Genomic DNA, 21,164 nt, shown 5'->3' with positions numbered 1-21,164 from the left:
CCGCCCGTGACGGGAAAGCCAAAATGGTAGAATGGGATCGATGAGGATAAGCCTTGCGGTCCTATCCGCTCTCTGCGCCGGCCTGCTGGCGGCCTGCGCCCGCTCCGGGGAGGGTGACCGGCTCCCCGACCTCAGGCTGCCCACCTACGCGGCCCAGCAGAGCCCTTCGCTCTCGGCCTGCGGGGCCCGGAAATGCCTGACGGTCTACGTCGCGCCGTGGTGCCATTATTGCCGGGAAAGCACACCGATGCTCATCGCCCTGCGGAGCTACCTCGGGACGCGCGGCGTGGAGACTCGCTTCGTGGTGGGGAAGGACGCTCTGGCGGCCCTGCGCGATTATGCCCGGGTCTTCGGCCCGGACACTTTGCTCGACGTTCACGACGCCTTGGCGGTCGGAGGCGTCCCGCATTTCTTCGTCAGCGACGACAAGGGGCTCATCCTCAACGAGGTCTCCGGCGTCCCCGCAGGAGCGACGGAGCTCCCGCTCGCGGAGGTCGCCGCCGCCTTCGGCCTGCCCTAGCACATGCCCTCGCGCGGCGCGACCTGGCTCAGGCTCGGCGCGCTCTGGCTGCTGGCGGCGGCCCCGCGCACGGCCGCCGCCGCGCCGCGCTCCGACGGGCAGCGCCGGGTCTACGATCCGGAGATCGCCCTGCTGGTGCTCAACATCCAAAAGGAGAGCCTGCCGCTCCTGGCCAGCGAACTCAAGCGCCAATGCGAATGGCTGGGCCTGCCGGGCGTCAAGGTCCTGCTCGACCATACCGCCGACGAAGCCATCCGGGACGTGGAAGCCGACCTTAACCCGGATTCGGATATCCTGGCGGGCTTCCGCAGCGTTCTGGTGCGCTACCATCCTTCGCAGTCCCGCGAGATCGACCGGCTCATCGGCGAGGTGCGCCGATATCACAGCCTGCGCCCGGGGCCGCCGCTGGCAAAGCTGCGCGTGGGCCGGCCGGCGGCCCGCTCCGCGGGCTTCATCGCCGAGGCCGGGGTCGGCGCGGACGTGGAGGGAAACCTGCTCGGCACCCAGACCATCCGTGAGCCGCTCGCCGCCGCGCAGCGCCGATTCGGCTCCACCGGGCCGCTGCTGACCCGGCGCCGCTGGAGCATCGATTTCTACCTCGGCGATTTCCGGGACCTCCTGCCTCTCTACTGGCGGATGGGCTACCGCGTCTTCTATCGCCTGCGGGCTCCCTACATCAGCTACTCCAAGCAAGCCTATGTCCTGGCTCCGGAGGGGGAGCTTCGGCCGCGGCTGGTGTATTGCGGCTTCTTCGGCCGGGACTACTTCCGGCACCTGCGCGCTCAGTACGACCTGCTCGAGGGCGGCGCGGGACCAGGCGGCGGCTTGGTCCGCACCCTGCAGTGCGCCCAGTGCTCCTTCACTCATCCCGGGGTCGCAGCCATCCGGGAACTCCTGAGGACCATCCCCTACGCGGCCCGCAATGTGGTCATGGGCTACCCGTATCTGTTCGAGAAGCCCCTGGAGGCCCGCCTCCTGGGTCGCTACGAGAACGACTACTGGCGCCTGTCCTATTACGACCTGCCGGCCGGCGTCACCGTCGTCGTGGAATGCCGCAGCACGGGTTTCGGGGAGATCTCGGCGCTGGCGCTCGAAGAGCTGGTCCACCGGGGAGCGCAGAGCCTCTATTACGCTGGGCCGGCGTCTGTGGTGGCGGGCGGTGCCGGCGCCGACCGGCTCTTCGTCCCCCAAGAGTTCCTCGACTCCGAGGGCGGTCCCGTCCCGCTGCGCAACGCTCTGCCCCTGCGCCGCAGCCGCAGCGGCAGACACCAGAGCGTGGCCAGCCCGTTGTTCGTGACCAGCGAATGGCTGGCCTCAGCCCGCCAGCGCGGGGTCGACACAGTGGACTGCGAGGCCGGCGTCGTGGCGGAGCGCGTCGCGAAACTCAACGCGGGCCGGCCGGCGCCGGTCAGCCTGGCCTTGGCCTTGGTCGGCTCGGAGCTGCCCTGGCTCCACCCGGACGAGGACCGCGCCGTTTACACCGTGGGCTACGAGACCGGCGCGCGGCGCGAGGACGCCAAGCGAGCCTATCGCGACGCCGTGCTCAAGCTCCTGGACCGGCCCTTCGACAAGTCCGAGACCGCGCAGCCCTGAAGGCGGCTACTTGCAGTTGACGGGGGCGATGAAGAAGTCCGTCACCAGCGGGTCGGCGCCGTGCGGCTGGAGGCTGGCGGGCTGCAGGACCGCGGGGCCCAACTCCTTGCAGAGGTCCTGGCGCTGTCCGGCCGGCTTATTGCGTACCCCTTCGGTGCCGGGGTCGAGGTAGGCTTTGACGTAGCCGGAGGCGGAGATCTCAATGAGGTAGCCGCGCTCCGGCAGCGGCGGCAGGATGGCCCGGTAACGGCCGCTGGCGTCCGTCGCGGTCTCGAAATTCGCGTTGGTGTCGACGTCCGAGAGGGTGATCTTGCAGCGCGGGACCGGCTGCAGTGTGACTAGGTCGTAGACAAAGCCCCGCAGCTTCCACTCCTTGACCGGCTTGACCTTCTTCGGCGGGGGCTGGTGGGCCTCCTTGACGACCGTCACGGTCTGGACCGGCTCCTCCGCCCCCTCTTCCTTCGCGACCGCCTTGCCCGGCTTGGTGGACACGGGCGCGGCCGGCTTCGTCGTCACAGGCTCCAGCGCCGGCTCCGGCGCCGGGGCCGGCGGAGCGGGGACTGCGGCGGCCGGCGGGAGGGTCGTCGGTTCGGTGGTCTCCTCATGGTAGACTTTCACGACGAAGTACCAGCCCAGGCCGATCGCGGCCGCCACGACCCCGGTGATGACCAAGGGGAGGGGGGACCAACTCTGGGCGACCGCCGCCGGCGGGGGATTATCCGCCTCCTCTTCAGGGAACTCCCATGGGCAGTTCGGACAGACGCGCGCGTCGTCGGCGACCTCGGTGCGGCAGGAAGGGCAACGCTTGGACATGGGTCGAGGATAGGATAGCAGATTTTCGCGCGGCGGTGCGTGCCCCTCGCCGCTCAGCGCGGACGCCGGTCTTCGAGCCGCCCCAGAGCCGCCTCGGCCATGCGGCGATAGCCCGCGTCCTTGCTCGTTTCGCGGATCTCGCGGTAGAGGGCCAGGGCCTTCCGGCGCTGTCCGGCCTCGGCATAGAGATAGGCCACCAAATGTTTGATCATGACGGGGCAGTCAGCAGCGCCCAGGACCGGCTCCAGCCGGCTGATGACGCCCTTCGCGTCGCCGTGACGATGGAACCCGATGGCCGCGACGTAGGCATGGAACTGGGAGTTGCGGGGATCGCGGCTGAGGGCGTAATCCAGCACCCGCAAGGCCTCCTCCGGCCGGTGCAGGTTGAAGGCCAGGGACCCAGCGGCCAAGAGCGCGGCGTAGCTGAAGGCGGGATCCGCGTCGAGGATGCGCAGGGCCCGCGGGCCCAGTTCCGGATAGCGACCGCCGCCCAACGACAGCTCCGGATGGGCGGGACCGAGATGGGAGTGATGCTGGGCCTCGTCTTCAGGCTCCCCGTCTTCGGCCGTGCCGTAGTAGATGAGGAGCCGGACCAGCCCCAGGTCGGCCGCCAGCCGCCGCATGCCCAGGGAGACCAAGCCCGCGGTCTCCAAGGCCGAGTCCGGGCCGAGGCCCTGCCGCAGAGGCCAGGGAGCCGGGTGCAGCCGCAGAGAGGCGGCATTGAGGACCGCGCAGGCGGCGCAGACGGCCAGCAAAGAGCGCAAGGTCAGAACTCCTTGCGGCGCAGCAGCCCCCACGCTAAAGCCAGCCACACGGCGCTGTAGATGGCCGCATAGCCCAGCCACCAGGCCAGGCCCGCCTCCGGCGCGGCCAAAGAGACGGCGGCGACGCGATCGCGAAGGTTGAAGAGCTGCAGGTCGGGCACGACATAGGAGAGCGCGAAGAGAGGCGCGACCGCGGCCCGGGAGGCCCCATGGCTGACGAGGAAGCGGATCTCCGGGAGGAAATGTCCCAAGGTCCAGGCCACGCAAGAGATGACTCCCGCGGTCAAGGCCGAGGATGAGAAGAGCGCCACGAACGTGGTCAAAGCGGCCGTGACCAGCACCTTCAAGTACGCTCCCAGGAAGGCCGCGGCATAAGGCTCGGGACCGCGCCAGCCTTTCGCCCACAGGATGCAGAGGTGGAAAGCCGCCATGAGCGCCATGGACGCCAGCACCGAGAGCATGAGGCCCAGGAAGCGTCCCAGGATGTACTCGCCGCGGCCCACCGGCCGGGTCAGGACCAGATAGACGGTCTTGGTCTCCATCTCGCGCAGCACGATGGTGGTGGAGCCGTAAAGGGCGCCGGCCAAGCCCATGAGCTCGATGAAGCCCAGGCCGAAGTCGAGCAGGACCCGGTTCTCCTGCTCCACCGCCAGCACGCCCAGGATCAAGCTCATATAGAGGAACACGCCGGCGAAGGCCAAGGAGAGGAGATAGAACCGGCGGCGCAGGTTCTCCTGCCAGCCGGTCAAAGCGAGTATGGCGATGTTCCTCATATCACTGTTTCCACGAAGAGCCCTTCGAGCCCCTCGGAGGCGGCCTCCCATTCGCGGTGGGCGATGACTCGCACCAGGCGGCCTTCCTTGAGAATCCCCACCCTGTCGCAGATCTTCTCCAGCTCCGAGATGCTGTGGGAGGAGACGACCAAGGTCTTGCCCCGGCCGCGCAGCTCCGCGAGGAGCTCGCGGAACTCCTTGACGGCCAGAGGATCCAACCCGCTGACCGGCTCATCGAGGATGATGAGCTGAGGGTCGTGCAGGACGGCTTGGGCCAAGCCAACCCGCTGGACCATGCCCTTGGAAAACTCTCCCATGCGCCGGCTCCCGTGCTCGGCGAGCCCCACCAGGCGCAAGGTCCGGGAGATGCGGTCCGGCAGTTCGCCCTCGTGCAGGCCGGAGAGCCGGCCGTAGAGGCGCAGGGCCTCGCGGGGCGTCAAGAAGGGGTAGAAATAGGGCAGCTCCGGGAGGAACCCCACTGCCGCCAAAGCCACGGCGTCGGCGGGAGAGCGGCCTAGGATGCGGACCTCGCCCGAGGTCGGCCGCAGCAGGCCCAGGGCCAGCTTGAAAGTCGTCGTCTTGCCGCTGCCGTTGAGGCCCAGCAGGCCGAAGGACTCTCCCTCCGGGACGGTCCAATCCAGGTCGACGATGCCGCGGCTGCGCGTGGTGCGCCCGAGATGCGAGCGGAGGTAGGTCTTGGTGACCGAGCGGAACTCCAGGGCCGGGGCCTCGGGCATCAGGGCCTCACGACTGCGCGGGAATGGAGGCCGAGGCGTCATGATCGGCGCCGCGCACGGCACCGGGGAGCGCTCCGGCCTGCGCAGCCGGGGCCAGGGCCAGCTCCAGGACCTCGCGGAAGTGAGAGATGGGGAGCATCTTCAGCTCCGCGAGCACGTCCTCCGGGATGTCCTCGAGGTCCTTCTGGTTGCCATCGGGGTAGAGCACGGTCTTGATCCCGTCGCGGTGGGCAGCCAAGGTCTTCTCCTTGAGGCCGCCGATGGGCAGGACCCGGCCCCGCAACGTGATCTCCCCGGTCATGGCCACGCCGGGAAGCACCGGCCGGCCGGAGACCAGGCTGGCCAGGGCCGTCGCGATGGCGACTCCGGCCGAAGGGCCGTCCTTGGGGGTGGCGCCCTCGGGCACGTGCACGTGGTAGTCCGCGTCCTTGAAGGCATCCGGGGCCGCGCCCAAGGACTGGGCCAGAGACTTGACGTAGGAGAACGCGGCCTGGCCGGATTCGGACATGACCTGGCCGAGCTTGCCGGTGAGCTTGAGCTCTCCTTTGCCCGGCACGGTCACGGCTTCCACCGCCATGGTCACGCCGCCGACCTCGGTCCAGGCCAACCCCGTGGCCACGCCCAGCGCGTTGAAGGTCCTCCGGTCATGGTGGAACTTGGGCACGCCCAGGATGTCGTGGAGGTTGTCGGCTTCGACCCGGACCGGGCCGGCGTCACCCGAGGCAAAACGCTTGGCCGCCTTGCGCGCCAGGCTGGCCATCTCCCGGTCGAGGCTGCGCACGCCCGCCTCGGACGTGTAATCCTCGATGGCGCGCACGACGGCCGCGTCGCTCACAGTCAGCTGCCCGGGCTTCAAGCCGTGCTCCTTGAGCTGGCGGGGCAGCAGGAAGGTCCGCGCGATGTGGAGCTTCTCCTTGTGCGTGTAGCCGGAGAAGCGCAGGATCTCCATGCGGTCCTGCAGGGGGACCGGGATGCCCTCCAAGGTGTTGGCGGTGCAGATGAAGAGGACCTGGGAAAGGTCGAACTCGACGTCGAGATAGTGGTCCAGGAAGGTGGAGTTCTGCTCCGGGTCGAGGACCTCCAGGAGGGCCGCGGCCGGGTCGCCGCGCCAATCCATGCCCATCTTGTCCACCTCGTCGAGAAGGAAGAGGGGGTTGCGGCTGCCGGCCTTGCGCAGGCACTGGATGATGCGGCCGGGCAAGGAGCCGATGTAGGTCCGGCGGTGGCCCCGGATCTCGGCCTCGTCGCGCACGCCGCCCAAAGAGAGGCGGACGAACTTGCGGTTCATGCAGCGCGCGATGGAGCGGCCGATGGAGGTCTTGCCCGTGCCCGGCGCGCCCACGAAGCAGAGGATGGGGCCGCGCAATCCCTTGGCCAGCCGGCAGACCGCGAGATGCTCGAGGATGCGGTCCTTGATCCTCTTGAGGTCATAGTGGTCCTCGTCGAGGATGGCGGCGGCGCGCGGGATGTCGAGCGCGTCGCGGGTGCGCTTGGACCAGGGCAGGCCGGTCATCCAGTCGAGGTAGGTCCGCGCCACCGTGGACTCCGGGGAGTAGGGCATCATCTTCTCGAGGCGCGCCGCTTCCTTGAGGGAGGCCTCCAGCGCGGCCTTGGGCATGCCCGCGGCCTGTATGGCCTTGCGCAGGTCCTCGATCTCCTGGGCGAAATCGTCCTTCTGGCGGAGCTCCTTCTGGATGGCCTTCATCTGCTCCGTCAGGTAGTACTCCTTCTGACTCTTCTCGATCTGGCTCTTGACCCGGGTGTGGATCTTGCGCTCCAAAGTCAGGATCTCGATGTCGGCTTTCAGGAACTCCAGGAGCTTGAGCAGCCGCTCCGAGGGCCGCAGCACATCGAGGAGGGCTTGGCGGTCGGGGTTCTTGACCACGGCATGCGCCGCCACGGTGTCGGCGAGCTGCGAGGGGTCCGTGAGGTTCGCCAGCACGCCCAAGGCGTCGGCGCCGCCGCGTCGGCTGAGCTTGAAGTGCTGTTCCGCCGTCTCCACGACGTGGCGCATCAGGGCCTGGATCTCCGGCGTCACCGGCTCCGGGACCTCTGGATAGTCCAGCTCGGCCTCCCAGTACCCCCGCTCCGCGGCGAACTCCAGGCGGCCGGTCGTCAGCCGCGCCAGCCCCTGTAGGAACACCTTGAGCGTGCCGTCCGGCATCTTGAGGTACTGGACCACCTCGCAGAGCACCCCGGCGGCGAAGACGTCCGAGGGCTGGGGGTCTTCGACGGTCACGTCCTTCTGGGCCACCACGGCCAGGAGCTTGCCGCTGCCGCCCATGGCCGCTTCCAGGGCCTTGATGGACTTGACCCGGCCCACGGAGAGGGGCAGGACCATGTGCGGGAAGACCACCAGGTCGCGCACCGCCAACAGCGGCAGGCGCGCCGGGCGTTTGGCGGCGGGCTCCACGCTCATGGCTTGCGGGCCGGCAGGAGGTGATCCACGATGCCGTAAGCCTGGGCTTCCTCCGCCGACATGTAGTAGTTGCGCTCCATGTCCTGGGTCAGCTTGGCCAGGGGTTGGCCGGTGTGTTTGTGCAAGATGGCGGCGAGCTTGTCCTTGGTCTTCGTCATCTCCTCGGCCTCGATGATGATGTCCGAGGCCTGACCGGAGAGGCCGCCGCGGATGAGGGGCTGGTGGATCATGACCCGGGCCCGGGGCAGGATGAAGCGCTTGCCCTTGGTCCCCGCGGCCAGGAGCACGGCTCCAAAGGACATGGCCATGCCCATGCACATCGTCGAGATGGGTGCCTTGATGTACTGCATGGTGTCGTAGACGGCCAGGCCCGCGGAGACCATGCCGCCCGGGGAGTTGATGTAAAGGCTGATGTCCTTCTCCGGGTCCTCCCCGTTGAGGTAGAGCAGTTGGGAGATGAGGAGGTTGGCGGAGTCCGTGGTCACCGCGCCCTCGTCGCCTCCGGCGAAGACGATGCGGTCCTTCAGAAGGCGCGAGAAGATGTCGTAGCCGATGGCCGCGCCCTGGTTCCAGCGCTCCAGGATCGTTGGTATCAGCATTTGTCGGTCACGGCGGCCTTGGCGCGCAGGAAATCCAGGGTCTTGCGGTCTCGCAGCATGCCCAGGATCTCGTCGCGGCGCGAGCGGAAGGCCTCGCGGACGTCCGTCTTCTTCTCCTCGGTCTCCGCGGCGGCGAGGCTCTTCTCCAACTCGGCCTGCACCTCCGCTTCGGCCACCTCGAGCTTCTCACGCTGCGCGATGGCGGGCAGGAGCAGGGAGATGCGCACGCGGTCCTCGGCCTGCGGCCGGAGCTTGGTCTTGAGCTCCTCGAGCTGCTTGGCGGAGAACTCGCCGCGGCCGCCGAGGAGCTGGCGCTGCAGACGCTCGAGCATATGATCGAGCTGGGCCTCTACCAAAGACGGTGGCACCGGGATGCGGTTGGATTTCAGGAGGCCGGCCTCCAGCTGTTCGGCGAGCTCCCGCTCGGTGCGCGTGCGGCCCTCCTCGGCGATGACCTCCTTGAGCTTGGCCTTGAGTTCGTCGAGGGTCTCGAAGCCCATGTCCTTGGCGAAATCCGCGTCCAGGGGAGGCAGGATCTTGGTCTTGATCTCCTTGACGGTGACGTTGAGCACGGTATCCTGGCCGCCGAGCTTGACGGAGATCGCCTTGCCCTCGCCGCGCTTGAGGCCCAGCAGTCCTTCGCTCAGGCCGGCCACGGTCTGCTCGGAGGACATGTCGACGAGCTCGCCCGCGCCCTTGGCGTCGGGCAGCGGCTTGCCGTTGCGGGAGGCGGAGTAGTCGACGACCACGTAGTGGGCCTTGCCGACCGACTCTTCGGCCGCCGGGTCGAGACGGGCATGGGCCTCGCGCAACTCCTCCAGCCGGGCCGCGGCCAGCTCGTCCGTGGCCGGATAGGCCTGCCGGGTCAGCTTGATACCGGCATAATCCTTGGGCGCGACGCGGGGCGGGACCTCCACCCGGATCTGGAACTGCAGGGGCTTGCCGGCCTCCCGGGAGACGTCCGTGATGACCGGGGCGGCGACGGGGCTGAGCTTGAGCTCGCGCAAGGCTTCCGGCACGTGCTTGCGCGCGAAGTGATCTATGACCTCTTCCTGTAGATGGGCGCCGAACTGCTGCCGGACCATGTCCAAGGGGGCCTTGCCCGGCCGGAAGCCCGGCAGGCGCGCGCGCTGCTGGAAGCGCAGCAGGGCGTTATGGCTCTCGGCCTCCACCTGGGCGGCCGGGACCTCGACGGAGAACGTGGCCGTGCAGGCGTCCTCCTTGACCAGCTTGAACCGGACCTTGTCCGAAGTCGTGAAGAGTCCCATGAATCCTCCCTATGGAGCGGGCGGTCTGGGCGGGGGGGGACTTGAACCCCCATGCCTTGCGGCACACGGTCCTAAGCCGTGCGCGTCTGCCAGTTCCGCCACCCGCCCCGAAAAAATCCAGGACCGAAGGCCAGATCAGAGTCTGACCGATCGGTCCTGAGCCTGGCGAGCCAAAATCTGGGCTATATAGGACTCGAACCTATAACCTTGACCTTAAGAGGGTCCTGCTCTACCAATTGAGCTAATAGCCCGCAGTCAGGATTATAGCAATGGCACGGCCTGGAATGCAACTTGCGCTCCTTCCAGGGATTTAACAAATTTGTCATTGATTTTTTCCAGACCGCTGATATAATTGACGGAGCGCCGAGGACCGTTCATCCCAGCGATGGGTCAGCCAAGAGCTCAGCTATGAAATATTGGATATTCCAGAACAACGAGGTCTGCGGGCCGCTCGACGCCGACGACCTCGCGCAGCTGCCCGGATATTCCGCAGAGGCCTTGGTCTGCCCCGAGGGTCGCAAGGGCACCAGGATGGGGGATTGGCAGCGCGCCGGAATGGTGCCCGGACTCTCCATCTCATTGGTCAAGGCCTCCCAGTTGGCCACGGCGGGGAAGAGCAGCTCTCCAGCGAGCGCCGTCTACGCCGGCCTGCCGCCGGAGCCGACGCTCAAGGACCTGGCCGCGCTCGGCAGTCTTCAGGAGAAGGTCGCGCTCCTGGAAAGCACCATGGCCCAGCTACAGGAGGGGCTGCAGTCCAAAGAGACCGAACTGCTCAGCCTGCACCGGGAAATCGACGTGCGCAAAGGCATCGAAGTCGACCTGCAGGGGAAGCTCGGCGAGTTCGAGCAGAGGCTGGCCGCCGTGGCCCAACTGCGCGATGCCATCGACACCGCTGTGGCCGCGGAGAAGTCGGTCGAGACCGAGGTCAAGTCCGTGGAAAGCGACATCAAAGGCGTTGAGGACGCCGTGCACGGCGTCGAGTCCACGGTCCAGGAGGTCAAGACCTCCATCTCCGGCGTGAGCGGCTCGGTCAAGGACATCGAGTCGTCACTGGAGAAGCAGCGTCAGACCGTCGCGGACCTCATGGAGGACATCGCGCACCTCAAGTCCCAGCGGGCCGCCGCCCCCGCGCTGCCCTCGATCGCGGGGCCCGCCAAGCCGGAGCCGCTCCAGCCCATGCCTTCGCCTGCGCTCCAGGATCCCGCCGCACCGTCCATGACGCCCGGCGCATCCCCTTTCGCCCGTCAGGACGACCGCGCTGCCGAGCCGCCGCCCGTCATCGAGAGATTCCCCGCGCCGGCGCCCTTGCCTCCGTCGCCGGCGGCGCCGGGGCCTGTGCCGGTGCCGGTCAGTCTCGACGGGCCGCCGCCACTTCGGCTCGATGCGACGCCTCCGGCGCTGGCCGCGCCGCCCGCGCCGCTCTTCCCCGCACAACCAGCCGCGCCCGCCCTGGCCTCCTCTTTCGGCGGGGCCGCCTCCGGCGCCGCCCCAAAGTCGGACTTCCCTAAGGGAGGGGCGCTGTTCTCCTCGCCCGCCAAGAGCGGCGCTCCGTTGGCACCGCCCTCGCTGCTGCCGAGCCTAGCGCCCACCGCCCCGGTTCCCAGCGCTCCGGCGCCTGTCGCCCCGGCGCCCGTCAAGGCTGGCGCGGCCCCCAAGCCGGCCATCGTCGACATCGCCGCTGGCCCGGTCAAGCCGAAATCGGGGAAGAAAGGCCTGGTCATGTCCTTGGTATGCTTCGGGCTCGTCGCCGGAGGCGTGCTGGCCTTCCAGGCCGGGCTCATCCCGGGACTCAAAGCCCCGCCGCGCCGCGCCAACCCGGCCGCGAGCACCCCGCTGCCTCCGCCGGCCGAGATCACGCCCCAAGCGCCTTCTCCCGAGGCCCAACTCGACAAGCTCAAACAAGGTGCCATCGATCTGGTGAAGAGCTGGCCGAGCAGCGACAAGGCCACGCTCGTGGGCCAACGCCTGGAGGCGTCCGCCGCTCCGGGAGGCAATCCGGCGCTCTCCTGGATGGCCGAGAAGCTGGGTGAGGGGACCTTCCAGGTGAACTTCTACGGCAGCGAGCCCGGGACCGGCAAGCAGGCCGTCTACATGTTCCAAGCCGATCTCGGAGCGAAGACCGTGGCGCCATACAACGGCGACGCTGCGGCCAAAGCCCTCCTCTTCGGCGAGCCGCCGGCCCCCGCCGGCAAGAGCCAGAAGGTCCGCGTCAAACCGAAGGCGTTGGCCAGCGGCCTACCCGTCGCGGGCGCAGAAGCGGTCGGCGGGCCGCCGGCGGCCGTCGCCGGATCCGGCGCAGCCCAAGAGCCGGCCGCTGGCGGAGACGAGGCCGCCGCAGCTCCCAAGCAGACGAGCAAGGCCGGTCGCAAGGCGCCCCGGAAGCGCGCGGGAGGGGCACAGAAGCCGGCCAAGCCGGCGGACGACGCCCAGCTCCTCGACCAGCTCCTCGAGTGACCGCAGCCGCACAGGGCGCCATAGGGCAGCGGAATTTGGTATTGTGGCAAAATGGACCAGACTAGAAGGCTTCAGCAGGCCCAGCAGACGCTCGACGATTTCACCACCAAGCTCAAGGCGACGCACGCCCGCTGCGACGAGATCCAGGCCCGCGCCCAGCGCCTGGAGGCCTGGTACAAGAACCAGACCAGCCTCAAGGTCAGGCCTCCGGACCGGGACTTCCCCGACGACCTGAAGCTCCTGCGCCGGGACATCAAGACCATCATCCGGGATTTCGAATTCGTGCCCGCCTGGCTCGCCAAGGTCGAGCGCACCACCGAAGTCCAGCCGGACGCCGTAGACGCGGCCATCAAGGTCAGCCGCAGCGGCAGCCAGTTCCAGCAGGAGGTGCTGACCTTGCTCGCGCCCATCCAGATGACGTACAACCACATCAAGATCGCCGAAATCAAGATCGATGCCTGGTTCCTGGCGCAGGAGATCGAGGCCTGGGCCAAGGAGACGGTCGCGATCCCGCTGCGCGTCCACAAGATCCTGCTCAAGATCAACCCTCTCGACAAGACGCCGCCCCCGCGGGGGACCGAAGGTGTGGTGCTTCCCGAGGCGCCGGAAGGTCTGCCCGAGGATCTGGAAGGGCCGGACTCGCCTCGTAACCGCAAGAAGGACGAACCGCCCGATCCCGCTCGTTAAAGCACCGAAAAGTGTAGAATCTCACCGGTGGTCGAAGCGTGGAACTGCTCCTCAAACTCTGCACTTGGCGTAATCTGGCCCTGGCCGCGGCGGCGGTCGCCGTGATCTACTCCGCCGGTCGCCTACAGGGATACCCGCGGCGCTGGTACCGTGATTGGCGCTACCCGCCCCAAGGCCAGGCCGGCGCCGGCGGGGAGGAGATCATGCGGCTCAAGGATGAGCGCGACTCGTCCGAGTTGGTGCGCCGCCACGATCGGGTCCTGGCGCTGCTGGCCCAGGCCGAGGCCGAGGGCTTCGACGTTTCGGCCCTGCGGCGCAAGGCGGACGCGACCCTGTCCCTCAACAGCGCGCGCACCCGCCGCAAAGCGGTCCTCCTGCTCGCCGAAGTAGAACTCGCTGTCCCCCACAAGAAGGTGAAATACGCCCCGCTCTACCCCGCGACCGAGGAGGAGGAGGCGGTGCCCGAGGACGTGCCCGGCCGAGGGGAGGGCCAGCCTCACGCGCTGGTCAAGGGCCGCCGATGAGGCGCGCGGACGGCTGGGGTTTGGCGCTCGTCCTGCTCATCTGCGGCCCCGCGACGGCCGGCGCGGCCGACGTTGACCTGGCGATCCTCGCGCGCGACCGGGGGCGCCACGACGAGGCGCTCAGCGCCTGGGTCAAAGCCTCCCTGCAGCCTGACGCCCGCGGCTTCGTCTGGAACCAGCTCGGCTGGGCCTACGCCGCCTTGCGACGCCTGCCCGAGGCCCGCGACTCGTTCCTCCGGGGAACGGACCGGTCCGCCACCACCGCAGACCGCGCCGAGTCGCAACTAGGCCTGGCCGTGACGGCCCTCATGTCCGCCCAGCCCCGCCAGGCCCTGGCGCCCCTGCGGGCGCTGCTCGAGCAGAACCCCTTCGATCAGACCTCGGCCCTGAAGAGCCCATACGTCATGGCCGCGGCCAACTATGAGGCGGCCCAAGCGGCGACGAGCCTGGGCGACAAGGTCCGGGCCATGGCCTACCTGCGCCAATGCGCGAGCCTCGATGACAGGAACCTGGAATGCCTGCAGGACTTGGCCGGCCTGCAGGCCAACGACGGAAAGGACCGGGAGGCCTGGTACTCGTACAAAAATCTGCTGGACCGCGACCCGGCCGACCCCCGGGCCGCGCGGGAGAGCAAGAGGCTAAGGCCGTCGCTCAAGGGAGATTCGGAGTCGGAACTGCGGATCCGGCGCATCGAGCGCCCCATGCTGGGGCCGCAGCCGGCCGCGGATGAGGCCCTGCCGGAGCCTGGGCCGGCGCTGCGCGTGGGCCTGTTCACGGCTCCGGGCGGGCGCCCGGCCGCCGCGGCGCGCATCTATTTCACGGCCAACTCCGATTTCAAGGTGCTGGCCTTGTCGGGCGAGGTGATCCAGGACGGCGGCAAGGCCCTGCGCCGTTGGGAGGTCGATTTCCGGCCCGAGCACGACCTGGTCGAACTGCGCGACGACTCGCGCAACATCGTCCACACCACCACGCAGAGCTTCCGTATCGTCCCGGGCGGCCCGGCGGCCTCGGTCCTGCTCTCGGGCGCGCGCTTCGCGGACGGGGCTGGCTTCGACCAGGGGGATCGGGAGGTGCGCGGCGCGGTGGAGGTCAGGCCGGCGACCGGCGGCTTCCAGCTGATCAACGTGGTGGGCCTGGAGGAGTACCTCTACGGCGTGGTCTCCGCGGCCCTGCCGCTGCAGAGCGACAGCGAGGCGTACAAAGCCCAAGCCGTGGTGTCGCGCTCCCGCGCCTTGTGGTTCAAAGCCCACGCCGGCGGGAACCCGGAGCGCGCGGACATCTGCGACTCGGAAGCCTGCCAGAAGTACCTGGGCCTCAGCGCGGAGATGCGGGACGCGGCCGCTGCGGTCCGGGCCACGGCCGGCATCACCCTGACCAAGGACGGGACGGCGGCGCTGGCCCTGGAGCACGACGACTGCGGGGGGGTGACGGAGGACGGCCGGGCCGCGCAGGAGCCCGGCGCGGAAGCCATGGTCTCGGTCTCGGACGGAGAGCATCCGGCGGCCATAGGGGATTCGCCGGAGAAGCTCGAGCTCTGGACCCACGAGTATCCGGGGCCGGACCGCTACTGCGAGGCCACCGGCACGACGGCGCCGGCGGAATCGCGCTGGATGCGCATCATCCCGGCCGCGGACATCACGGAGCGCGCCAAGCGCAGCCGCGACATCGGGCCGGTGCGTCAGCTGCTCGTGCGCGCGCGCACGGCCACGGGCCGGGTGCGGGTGCTGGAGGTCGTGGGCTCGCGCGGCTCCTTGACCTTGGAGGGGGCACAGGCGATGGCGAGCGTGCTCTCGCCGGGCTCTTTGCGCTCGACGCTCTTCACGGTGCAGCCGCTCATGGCGGGCGCGCAGGCGGACCGCTTCATCATCTGGGGCGCGGGCACCGGCCACGGGGTGGGACTGTGCCGCGCGGGCATGCTGGGCCAGGCGCGGCTGGGCCGCAGGTGGCCGGACATCCTGGCGCATTACTTCCCGGCCCTGAAGCTGACCGGTCTTTCCGAGAGCGGAAAGAAGAAGCCGCAACCGTGAGTCCCGAGCGGATCAGAGTCGTCCACCTCATCACCCGCCTGGACCTGGGCGGGGCCCAGCAGAACACTTTGCACACGGTGCGCCATCTCGACCCACGCCGCTTCGATGCGTCGCTGCTCTGCGGCGCGGGGGGGGTGCTGGACTCGGAGCTGCAGTCGTGGCCGAACGACGGGCCGCGGTGGAGGTTCGTGAAGAATCTGGTCCGGGAGATAGATCCTTGGCGCGACCTCCTGGCTTTCCTGGGACTTCGCCGACTTTTCCTTAAAGAGAAGCCGGCGGTGGTTCATACGCACAGCTCGAAGGCAGGGATATTGGGTCGGCTGGCCGCCTGGGCAGCGGACGTGCCGGTGGTGGTGCATACTTTCCACGGCTTCGGCTTCCATGACGGCCAGTCCTGGCCGAAGAAGTGGCTTTACGTCTTGGTTGAGCGTCTGGCGGGCGCATTGTCCACGGCTTTGGTGTTCGTGTCCCGAGAAAACGAGTTCACCGCCAAAGGCTATGGCTTGGGCAATCCCGAGGACTACGTGCTCATCCGCTCCGGGGTGAAGCTGGGGGATTTCCCGGCGCGCTGCGATGCGGCTGAGAAGAAGAAGAGCCTGGGTCTTAAGCCGGATGCCCGCTTGGTGCTGAGCGTGGGGAATTTCAAGCCTCAGAAGAATCCAGAGGATTTCTTGACCGCGGCCCGGATCGTGGCTCAGTCACAACCCGACGCGGCCTTCGTCTTCGTTGGTGATGGACCGCTGCGCCGCGAGCTTGAGGCTGGCGTGGGGGGACTGAAGCCGCGCTTCCTGCTGCCGGGCTGGCGGCGGGACGTGGCGGAGCTTCTGGCGGCCTCGGATGTGTTCGTGCTGACTTCCTTATGGGAGGGCCTGCCGCGCGCGCTGGTGGAGGCGATGAAGTCGGGAGTGGTCCCGGTCTGCTATGCCACCGATGGGGTCAAGGACCTCATACGCAACGGAGAGAACGGAGTCCTGGTGCCGCAGAGGGATGCCGCGGCCTTGGCCCAGCGCGTCAAGGACCTGCTCATGGACGATGCCCTGCGCAAGAGGATGGGCGCCTCGGCAGCCGCTTCCATCGGCCAGGAGTTCGACATCGACGGCATGGTCCGGCAGCAGGAAGAGCTTTATCTGCGCCTGCTCGGTGCCAGGGCTTAACTTTCTTAAAGACGACGGCCCCGGTTTCCCGGGGCCTGGGGTAGTTCAACTTCGCCGCCTGTCGAAATCCAGGATAGCACCAAAACCCCCGACCGTCAAGTGCCGGGCCAATGAAAATTAAAACCATGCCGCCGCCTGTGCCGGATCCCCATGGTTTACGACGGACCTGCGGGGGTGGGACTCGAACCCGCATCCTCCGATTGACAGGCGGTCGTTCTACCAGTTGAACTACCCCGCAAGTCCTACTACATATACGAGTCCGACCGGAAAAGGTTCCATGATTTTTGATAGAATCCTCAACCGATGCCCGACCCGACAGCCAAGCCGTACCTGAGCGTCATCATCCCCGTCTACAACGAGGAAGAGAGCCTCCCCGGCCTCGGCGAGGAGCTCTCCGGCGTCTTGGGGGGCCTCCACAAGCCCTGCGAGGTCATCCTCGTAGACGACGGCTCCACCGACGCCTCCTACGCCGGCATCCAGGCCCTGGTCAAGCGCTACCCCGGCTTCAAAGGCCTGCGCCTGGGGCGCAACGTCGGACAGACCGCCGCCCTCTCCGCCGGCATCGCCCAGGCCCAGGGCGAGATCATCGCCATGCTCGACGCCGACCGCCAGAACGACCCCCGCGACATCCCCATGCTCCTGACCAAGTTCGGCGAAGGCTACGACGTGGTCAGCGGCTGGCGCAAGGACCGCCAAGACCCCGGACTGACCCGCATCCTGCCCTCGCGCATCGCCAACGGCCTCATATCCTGGATCACCGGCGTGCGCCTGCACGACTACGGCTGCACTCTCAAGCTCTACCGCAGCGTGTACCTCAAGTCCGTCCGCCTCTACGGCGAGATGCACCGCTTCATCCCCGCCTTCGCCGGCTTCCTAGGCGCCCGCATCGTCGAGGTCCCGGTCAACCATCGGCCCCGCACCCAAGGCGTCTCCAAATACGGCCTGGGCCGGACCTTCAAGGTCGTCCTCGACCTCATCACCGTCAAGTTCATGGACGCCTACATGGCCAAGCCCATCTACCTCTTCGGCGGCAGCGGCCTGGCCATGTGCGGAATCGGCATCCTCATGGCCGCCTACACCCTGTATCACAAGTTCCACGACCACGTCTTCGTCAAGGACCAACCCCTCTTCCAGGTCTCCATCTTCTTCGCCTTGGCCGGCCTCCAGCTGCTCCTCTTGGGCCTGGTGGCCGAGATCCTCATCCGGGTCTATTTCGACATCAAGGACAAGCCCCCGTACTTCATCCGGGAAACTGTCGGTTTTAATTGACTTTCCTCTCGGAAAGTAGCTAAAATGACCAACTTGCAGTTCGACTTGATCGGGTTGCGTGAACAGGCCGTAGTGGCCTTGGAGCGCCGCCTGGAAGCGGCTGAGACGCAGCCTTTGCTGGCCGATTCCGCGGTCCTCCTGACCAGCCCGCTCGATGTGCAGTTGAGCGTCGCACGGCACGGGTCCGGGGCCGCATACTCGGGCACCGTCGAGGGCGAGTGGCAACTCGCCTGCGTCCGGTGCCTGGGCCCGGCTCGTCAGCGTTTCCGCACCAATGTCGAGGGGGAGGTGCCCGCGGGGGCGACGACCCTCGACGCGACGGAAGAGGTGCGGCAGGCGCTGGTCCTGGCCCTGCCCGACCACGCCCGCTGCCGGAGCGACTGCAAGGGGCTCTGCCCGAAGTGCGGGGCCAACCGCAACGTCGAAGCCTGCGGCTGCGCAGTCTGAAGATTTCGCACCAGGAGAGATATGCCAAACCCAAAACGCAAGCACACTCGGTCCCGCCGGGACAGCCGCCGCGCCCAGAACTGGCGCCTGGACCACACGACCGCTTCCGCCTGCCCCAACTGCAAGAACCTGCGCCCCCCGCACACCGTCTGCCCCAGTTGCGGCTGGTACAACGGCCAGCTCGTCATCGCGCCCAAGAAGAAGGAGAAGGCCGCGGATGGCGAGGGCGGACAGCAGAAGCCGTAGCGGCTTGATGCGGATCGCGCTCGACGCCGCCGCCGGCGACACCGGTTTGGCGCCCAACATCGAGGGCGCCATCGCGGCGGCCAATGCCTGGGGCTTGGAATTCCTGTTGGTCGGGCCCGCAGCGGACATCCGCAACGAGCTCACCGCCCGCGGCATCCCGCACAGCGACCGGCGCTTCGAGATCGTCGACGCCCCCCAGGTCATCCCCATGGACGCGGATCCGGCCGCCGCCTGCCGGGACATGCCCGACGCTTCCATCTTGTCCTGCGCGCGGCTGGTCGCCGAGGGCCGGGCCGCCGCCATGGTCTCCGCCGGGCATTCCGGGGCGGCCGTGACCGCCGCGCTCGGGCACCTCAAGCGCCTGCCTGGAGTGCTGCGGCCCGCGTTAGCCGTGGCCGTCCCGACGCCTCGGGGCGCCACCGTGCTCCTGGACGTGGGCGCCAACACCGAATGCGAACCCTGGCATCTGCTGCAGTTCGCGGCCATGGGGACGCTCTACTGCCGCCACATGCTGCGCCAGGCCGAGCCGACCGTGGGCCTGCTCTCCGCCGGCGAAGAGGAAAGCCGGGGCAACGACTTGGTGCGCGAGGCCAGCCCGCTGCTCAAAGCCAGCGGGCTCGATTTCCGCGGCCCGGTGGAAGGTCACGACATCACGGCCGGCACCGTGGACGTGGTGGTCTGCGACGGGTTCGTGGGCAACATCGCCTTGAAGCTCATCGAGGGCGTGGCGGCCTCGGTCCTCAACTCCCTCAAGGCTGAGATCCGCCGCAACCACCTTTACAAAGCCGGTGGCCTGCTGTTGCGCAGCCCGCTCAACCGCCTCAAGAAGCGCCTCAATCCCGACGAGCACGGCGGCGCGCCCCTGCTGGGCGTGGGCGGCGCGGTCGTGGTCGCCCACGGCCGGTCCAACGCCAAGGCCATCGCCAACTCCCTGCGCGCGGCCCAGCAACTCGTGGAGCGGGGCGTCGATGCCCAGATCCAGAAGTCGGTCGCGGCCATGAAGCTCAGCCTCGAGACCGCGAGGCTCCAGATCCTTTGACCATCCCAAGCGAGGAATACCGCAATGCCTGAAGCCCCCGTCGCGACCCGCCGATTGGCGGGCAAGACCGCGATTATCACCGGTGCCGCGCAGGGCATCGGCTACAGCATGGCCGAACTCTTCGGGCGCGAAGGCGCCTCGATCGTGGTCGTCGACGTGGACGAGGCCAAGGCTGCGGAAGCCGCGGGGAAGCTCTCCGCCGCCGGGGTTCCGTGCCTGTCGGCCAAGGCCGACGTCTCGAAGTACGAGGACTGCGAAGCCGTGGTCAAGACCGCCATCGAGAAGTTCGGCAAGGTGGACATCCTGATCAACAACGCCGGCGTCACGCGGGACAACCTGCTCATGCGCATGGCCGACGCCGACTGGGACCTGGTCCTCGCCATCAACCTCAAGGGCACCTTTAATTTCACCAAGGCCGTGGCTCGACCCATGCTCAAGGCCCGCGCGGGGCGCATCATCAACATCGCCTCCATCGTTGGCCAAATGGGCAATGCCGGTCAAGCCAACTACTGCGCCTCCAAGGGCGGCGTCATCGCGCTCACCAAGTCCTGCGCCCGCGAGTTCGCCTCGCGCGGCGTCCTGGTCAACGCCATCGCGCCGGGCTTCATCCGCACGCGCATGACGGACGCCATACCGGAAGAGGCCAAGAAGAAGCTCCTGGAGGCCATCCTGCTCGGGCGCATGGGCGAGCCGGATGACATCGCGCGCGCGGCGCTCTTTTTGGCCGGCGAAGATTCGTCGTACATCACCGGGCAGGTGCTCGGGGTCAACGGCGGGATGTACATGTAGCGCAGTCCCAGTCGAAAGCATAGGAGGAGAAAGGAAATGGCGGATACCAGCGTCAGCGTCGCAGACCGCGTCAAGAAGATCATCGTCGAGCAGCTCGGGGTGGATGCCTCAGAGGTCAAGCCGGAGGCCCATTTCGTCAACGACCTGGGCGCCGACTCCCTCGACACCGTGGAGCTGGTGATGGCCCTCGAGGAAGAGTTCGACATGGAGATCCCCGATGACCAGGCCGAGAAGATCCAGACCGTCGGCCAGGCCGTCGACTACATCAACGGACACGCCAAGAAGTAGGCCCGGACGCCTGAACAGTCCAGACCGGCGGGGTTTTCCCGCCGGTCTGGGCCGTCTGAGCCCCGCGTGAGCCATCTCCCGCCTTTGGAAGACGTCATCGGCTACCACTTCCGCGACCAGCAGCTGCTCAAGGAAGCGCTGTCGCACAAGTCCTACGCCTCGGAAAGCCAGTCTGCCGTCTACAACGAGCGGCTGGAGTTCCTGGGCGACAGCATCCTCTCCGCGGTGGTCGCCCACGAACTCTACGTCCGGCATCCGGACGACGCAGAAGGAGGGCTGTCCAAGAGGAAGGCCCACCTGGTCTCGCGGCCGAGTCTGGCGCACTGGGCCACAGAGATCGGCCTCGGGGCGCACCTGCTGCTGGGCGTGGGGGAGGATTCTTCCGGCGGCCGCACCCGGGCGAGCCTCCTGTCCAACGCCTTGGAGGCGCTCATCGGGGCCATCTATATGGATGGAGGCTACGCGCCGGCCGCAGCCTTCATCCGCGGCTGCCTCGACCGCCACCGGCCGGCGGCCGAGGCCGATTACAAGAGCGTGCTGCAGGAGGTCCTGCAGAAGAAGTACAAGGCCCCGCCGAACTATGAGACCACCAGCTCCGAGGGGCCGGACCACGACAAGACCTTCAAAGTCCGGGTCCACTTCGGCAAGCGGGTCCTCGGCCACGGCGAAGGCAAGAGCAAGAAGGAGGCCGAGCAGGCGGCCGCGCGCGACGCCCTGCAGAAGCTGGACGCTCCAGAATCTTGAGAAGGGAAGG

21 protein-coding genes and 3 tRNA genes are annotated in these 21,164 nt (G+C 68.0%); 14 read left to right on the top strand and 10 right to left on the bottom strand.

What is annotated here, in order from left to right:
• Nucleotides 1-40 precede the first annotated feature (40 nt).
• Complete coding sequence (locus NTY77_04515; GenBank protein ID MCX5794739.1) at nucleotides 41-520, top strand: hypothetical protein; 480 nt, start codon at nucleotides 41-43, stop codon at nucleotides 518-520.
• A gap of 3 nt (nucleotides 521-523) precedes the next feature.
• On the top strand, nucleotides 524-2,113 hold the full coding sequence (locus tag NTY77_04510) for a hypothetical protein (protein ID MCX5794738.1): 1,590 nt from the start codon (nucleotides 524-526) through the stop codon (nucleotides 2,111-2,113).
• A gap of 6 nt (nucleotides 2,114-2,119) precedes the next feature.
• Here NTY77_04510 and NTY77_04505 read toward each other — a convergent pair whose 3' ends face one another.
• From NTY77_04505 to NTY77_04465, 9 genes are all read right to left on the bottom strand, one after another.
• Nucleotides 2,120-2,926, bottom strand: coding sequence for a carboxypeptidase regulatory-like domain-containing protein (locus NTY77_04505; protein ID MCX5794737.1), 807 nt, complete (start codon nucleotides 2,924-2,926; stop codon nucleotides 2,120-2,122).
• Between the two features lie 53 nt (nucleotides 2,927-2,979).
• A complete protein-coding gene (locus NTY77_04500) occupies nucleotides 2,980-3,690 on the bottom strand; it encodes a hypothetical protein (GenBank protein ID MCX5794736.1) in 711 nt (236 codons plus the stop codon).
• 2 nt (nucleotides 3,691-3,692) lie between these two features.
• Nucleotides 3,693-4,463, bottom strand: a complete 771-nt coding sequence (locus NTY77_04495) for an ABC transporter permease (protein MCX5794735.1) — start codon at nucleotides 4,461-4,463, stop codon at nucleotides 3,693-3,695.
• A complete protein-coding gene (locus NTY77_04490; protein ID MCX5794734.1) occupies nucleotides 4,460-5,200 on the bottom strand; it encodes an ABC transporter ATP-binding protein in 741 nt (246 codons plus the stop codon). Before NTY77_04490 ends, NTY77_04495 begins: the two co-directional genes overlap by 4 nt.
• A gap of 7 nt (nucleotides 5,201-5,207) precedes the next feature.
• Complete coding sequence (gene lon / locus NTY77_04485; protein ID MCX5794733.1) at nucleotides 5,208-7,619, bottom strand: endopeptidase La; 2,412 nt, start codon at nucleotides 7,617-7,619, stop codon at nucleotides 5,208-5,210.
• A complete protein-coding gene (locus NTY77_04480; GenBank protein MCX5794732.1) occupies nucleotides 7,616-8,218 on the bottom strand; it encodes an ATP-dependent Clp protease proteolytic subunit in 603 nt (200 codons plus the stop codon). The genes lon and NTY77_04480 overlap by 4 nt, the downstream gene beginning before the upstream one ends.
• Nucleotides 8,212-9,486: a trigger factor gene (gene tig / locus NTY77_04475; protein MCX5794731.1), complete on the bottom strand. Its 1,275-nt coding sequence runs from the start codon at nucleotides 9,484-9,486 to the stop codon at nucleotides 8,212-8,214. The genes NTY77_04480 and tig overlap by 7 nt, the downstream gene beginning before the upstream one ends.
• A 26-nt stretch (nucleotides 9,487-9,512) precedes the next feature.
• Nucleotides 9,513-9,594, bottom strand: a tRNA-Leu gene (locus tag NTY77_04470).
• A 70-nt stretch (nucleotides 9,595-9,664) separates the two neighbouring features.
• Nucleotides 9,665-9,737, bottom strand: a tRNA-Lys gene (locus NTY77_04465).
• Between the two features lie 157 nt (nucleotides 9,738-9,894).
• On the opposite strand from NTY77_04465, the gene NTY77_04460 reads away from it, so the two are divergent.
• From NTY77_04460 to NTY77_04440, 5 genes are read left to right on the top strand one after another with little or no spacing between them, the layout of a single operon-like run.
• The gene (locus tag NTY77_04460) at nucleotides 9,895-11,940 is read left to right on the top strand and encodes a hypothetical protein (protein ID MCX5794730.1); all 2,046 of its coding nucleotides are present in this window, start codon (nucleotides 9,895-9,897) and stop codon (nucleotides 11,938-11,940) included.
• Between the two features lie 51 nt (nucleotides 11,941-11,991).
• Nucleotides 11,992-12,627, top strand: coding sequence for a hypothetical protein (locus NTY77_04455; GenBank protein ID MCX5794729.1), 636 nt, complete (start codon nucleotides 11,992-11,994; stop codon nucleotides 12,625-12,627).
• A 38-nt stretch (nucleotides 12,628-12,665) separates the two neighbouring features.
• Nucleotides 12,666-13,151 carry a hypothetical protein gene (locus tag NTY77_04450; protein MCX5794728.1) on the top strand — a complete coding sequence of 162 codons (486 nt, stop codon included), beginning with the start codon at nucleotides 12,666-12,668 and terminating at the stop codon, nucleotides 13,149-13,151.
• Nucleotides 13,148-15,178 (top strand): SpoIID/LytB domain-containing protein, encoded by a 2,031-nt coding sequence (locus NTY77_04445; protein MCX5794727.1) that lies wholly within the window; start codon nucleotides 13,148-13,150, stop codon nucleotides 15,176-15,178. The genes NTY77_04450 and NTY77_04445 overlap by 4 nt, the downstream gene beginning before the upstream one ends.
• Nucleotides 15,175-16,332 (top strand): glycosyltransferase family 4 protein, encoded by a 1,158-nt coding sequence (locus NTY77_04440; GenBank protein MCX5794726.1) that lies wholly within the window; start codon nucleotides 15,175-15,177, stop codon nucleotides 16,330-16,332. Before NTY77_04445 ends, NTY77_04440 begins: the two co-directional genes overlap by 4 nt.
• Before the next feature lie 166 nt (nucleotides 16,333-16,498).
• Here the strand turns inward: NTY77_04440 and NTY77_04435 are convergent.
• Nucleotides 16,499-16,570 (bottom strand) — tRNA-Asp (locus tag NTY77_04435).
• A gap of 65 nt (nucleotides 16,571-16,635) precedes the next feature.
• Between NTY77_04435 and NTY77_04430 the strand changes: the two genes are divergently transcribed.
• The 7 genes from NTY77_04430 (at nucleotide 16,636) to rnc (ending at nucleotide 21,154) form a co-directional block, all read left to right on the top strand.
• Nucleotides 16,636-17,601: a glycosyltransferase family 2 protein gene (locus NTY77_04430; protein MCX5794725.1), complete on the top strand. Its 966-nt coding sequence runs from the start codon at nucleotides 16,636-16,638 to the stop codon at nucleotides 17,599-17,601.
• A 24-nt stretch (nucleotides 17,602-17,625) separates the two neighbouring features.
• Complete coding sequence (locus tag NTY77_04425) at nucleotides 17,626-18,048, top strand: DUF177 domain-containing protein (GenBank protein ID MCX5794724.1); 423 nt, start codon at nucleotides 17,626-17,628, stop codon at nucleotides 18,046-18,048.
• Nucleotides 18,049-18,069: 21 nt separating this feature from the next.
• A complete protein-coding gene (gene rpmF / locus NTY77_04420; protein MCX5794723.1) occupies nucleotides 18,070-18,294 on the top strand; it encodes a 50S ribosomal protein L32 in 225 nt (74 codons plus the stop codon).
• Between the two features lie 7 nt (nucleotides 18,295-18,301).
• Nucleotides 18,302-19,333 (top strand): phosphate acyltransferase PlsX, encoded by a 1,032-nt coding sequence (gene plsX / locus NTY77_04415; protein ID MCX5794722.1) that lies wholly within the window; start codon nucleotides 18,302-18,304, stop codon nucleotides 19,331-19,333.
• Nucleotides 19,334-19,357: 24 nt separating this feature from the next.
• Complete coding sequence (fabG, locus tag NTY77_04410) at nucleotides 19,358-20,122, top strand: 3-oxoacyl-[acyl-carrier-protein] reductase (protein MCX5794721.1); 765 nt, start codon at nucleotides 19,358-19,360, stop codon at nucleotides 20,120-20,122.
• 36 nt (nucleotides 20,123-20,158) lie between these two features.
• Nucleotides 20,159-20,410, top strand: a complete 252-nt coding sequence (acpP, locus tag NTY77_04405) for an acyl carrier protein (protein ID MCX5794720.1) — start codon at nucleotides 20,159-20,161, stop codon at nucleotides 20,408-20,410.
• Nucleotides 20,411-20,476: 66 nt separating this feature from the next.
• Nucleotides 20,477-21,154 (top strand): ribonuclease III, encoded by a 678-nt coding sequence (gene rnc, locus NTY77_04400; protein MCX5794719.1) that lies wholly within the window; start codon nucleotides 20,477-20,479, stop codon nucleotides 21,152-21,154.
• Nucleotides 21,155-21,164: the final 10 nt, after the last annotated feature.

The sequence above is a fragment of the Elusimicrobiota bacterium genome (assembly GCA_026388095.1).
Taxonomy (GTDB): domain Bacteria; phylum Elusimicrobiota; class Elusimicrobia; order UBA1565; family UBA9628; genus UBA9628.
Note: the sequence above shows the minus strand (reverse complement) of the source record. Positions and strands in the feature narration are given on the sequence as shown.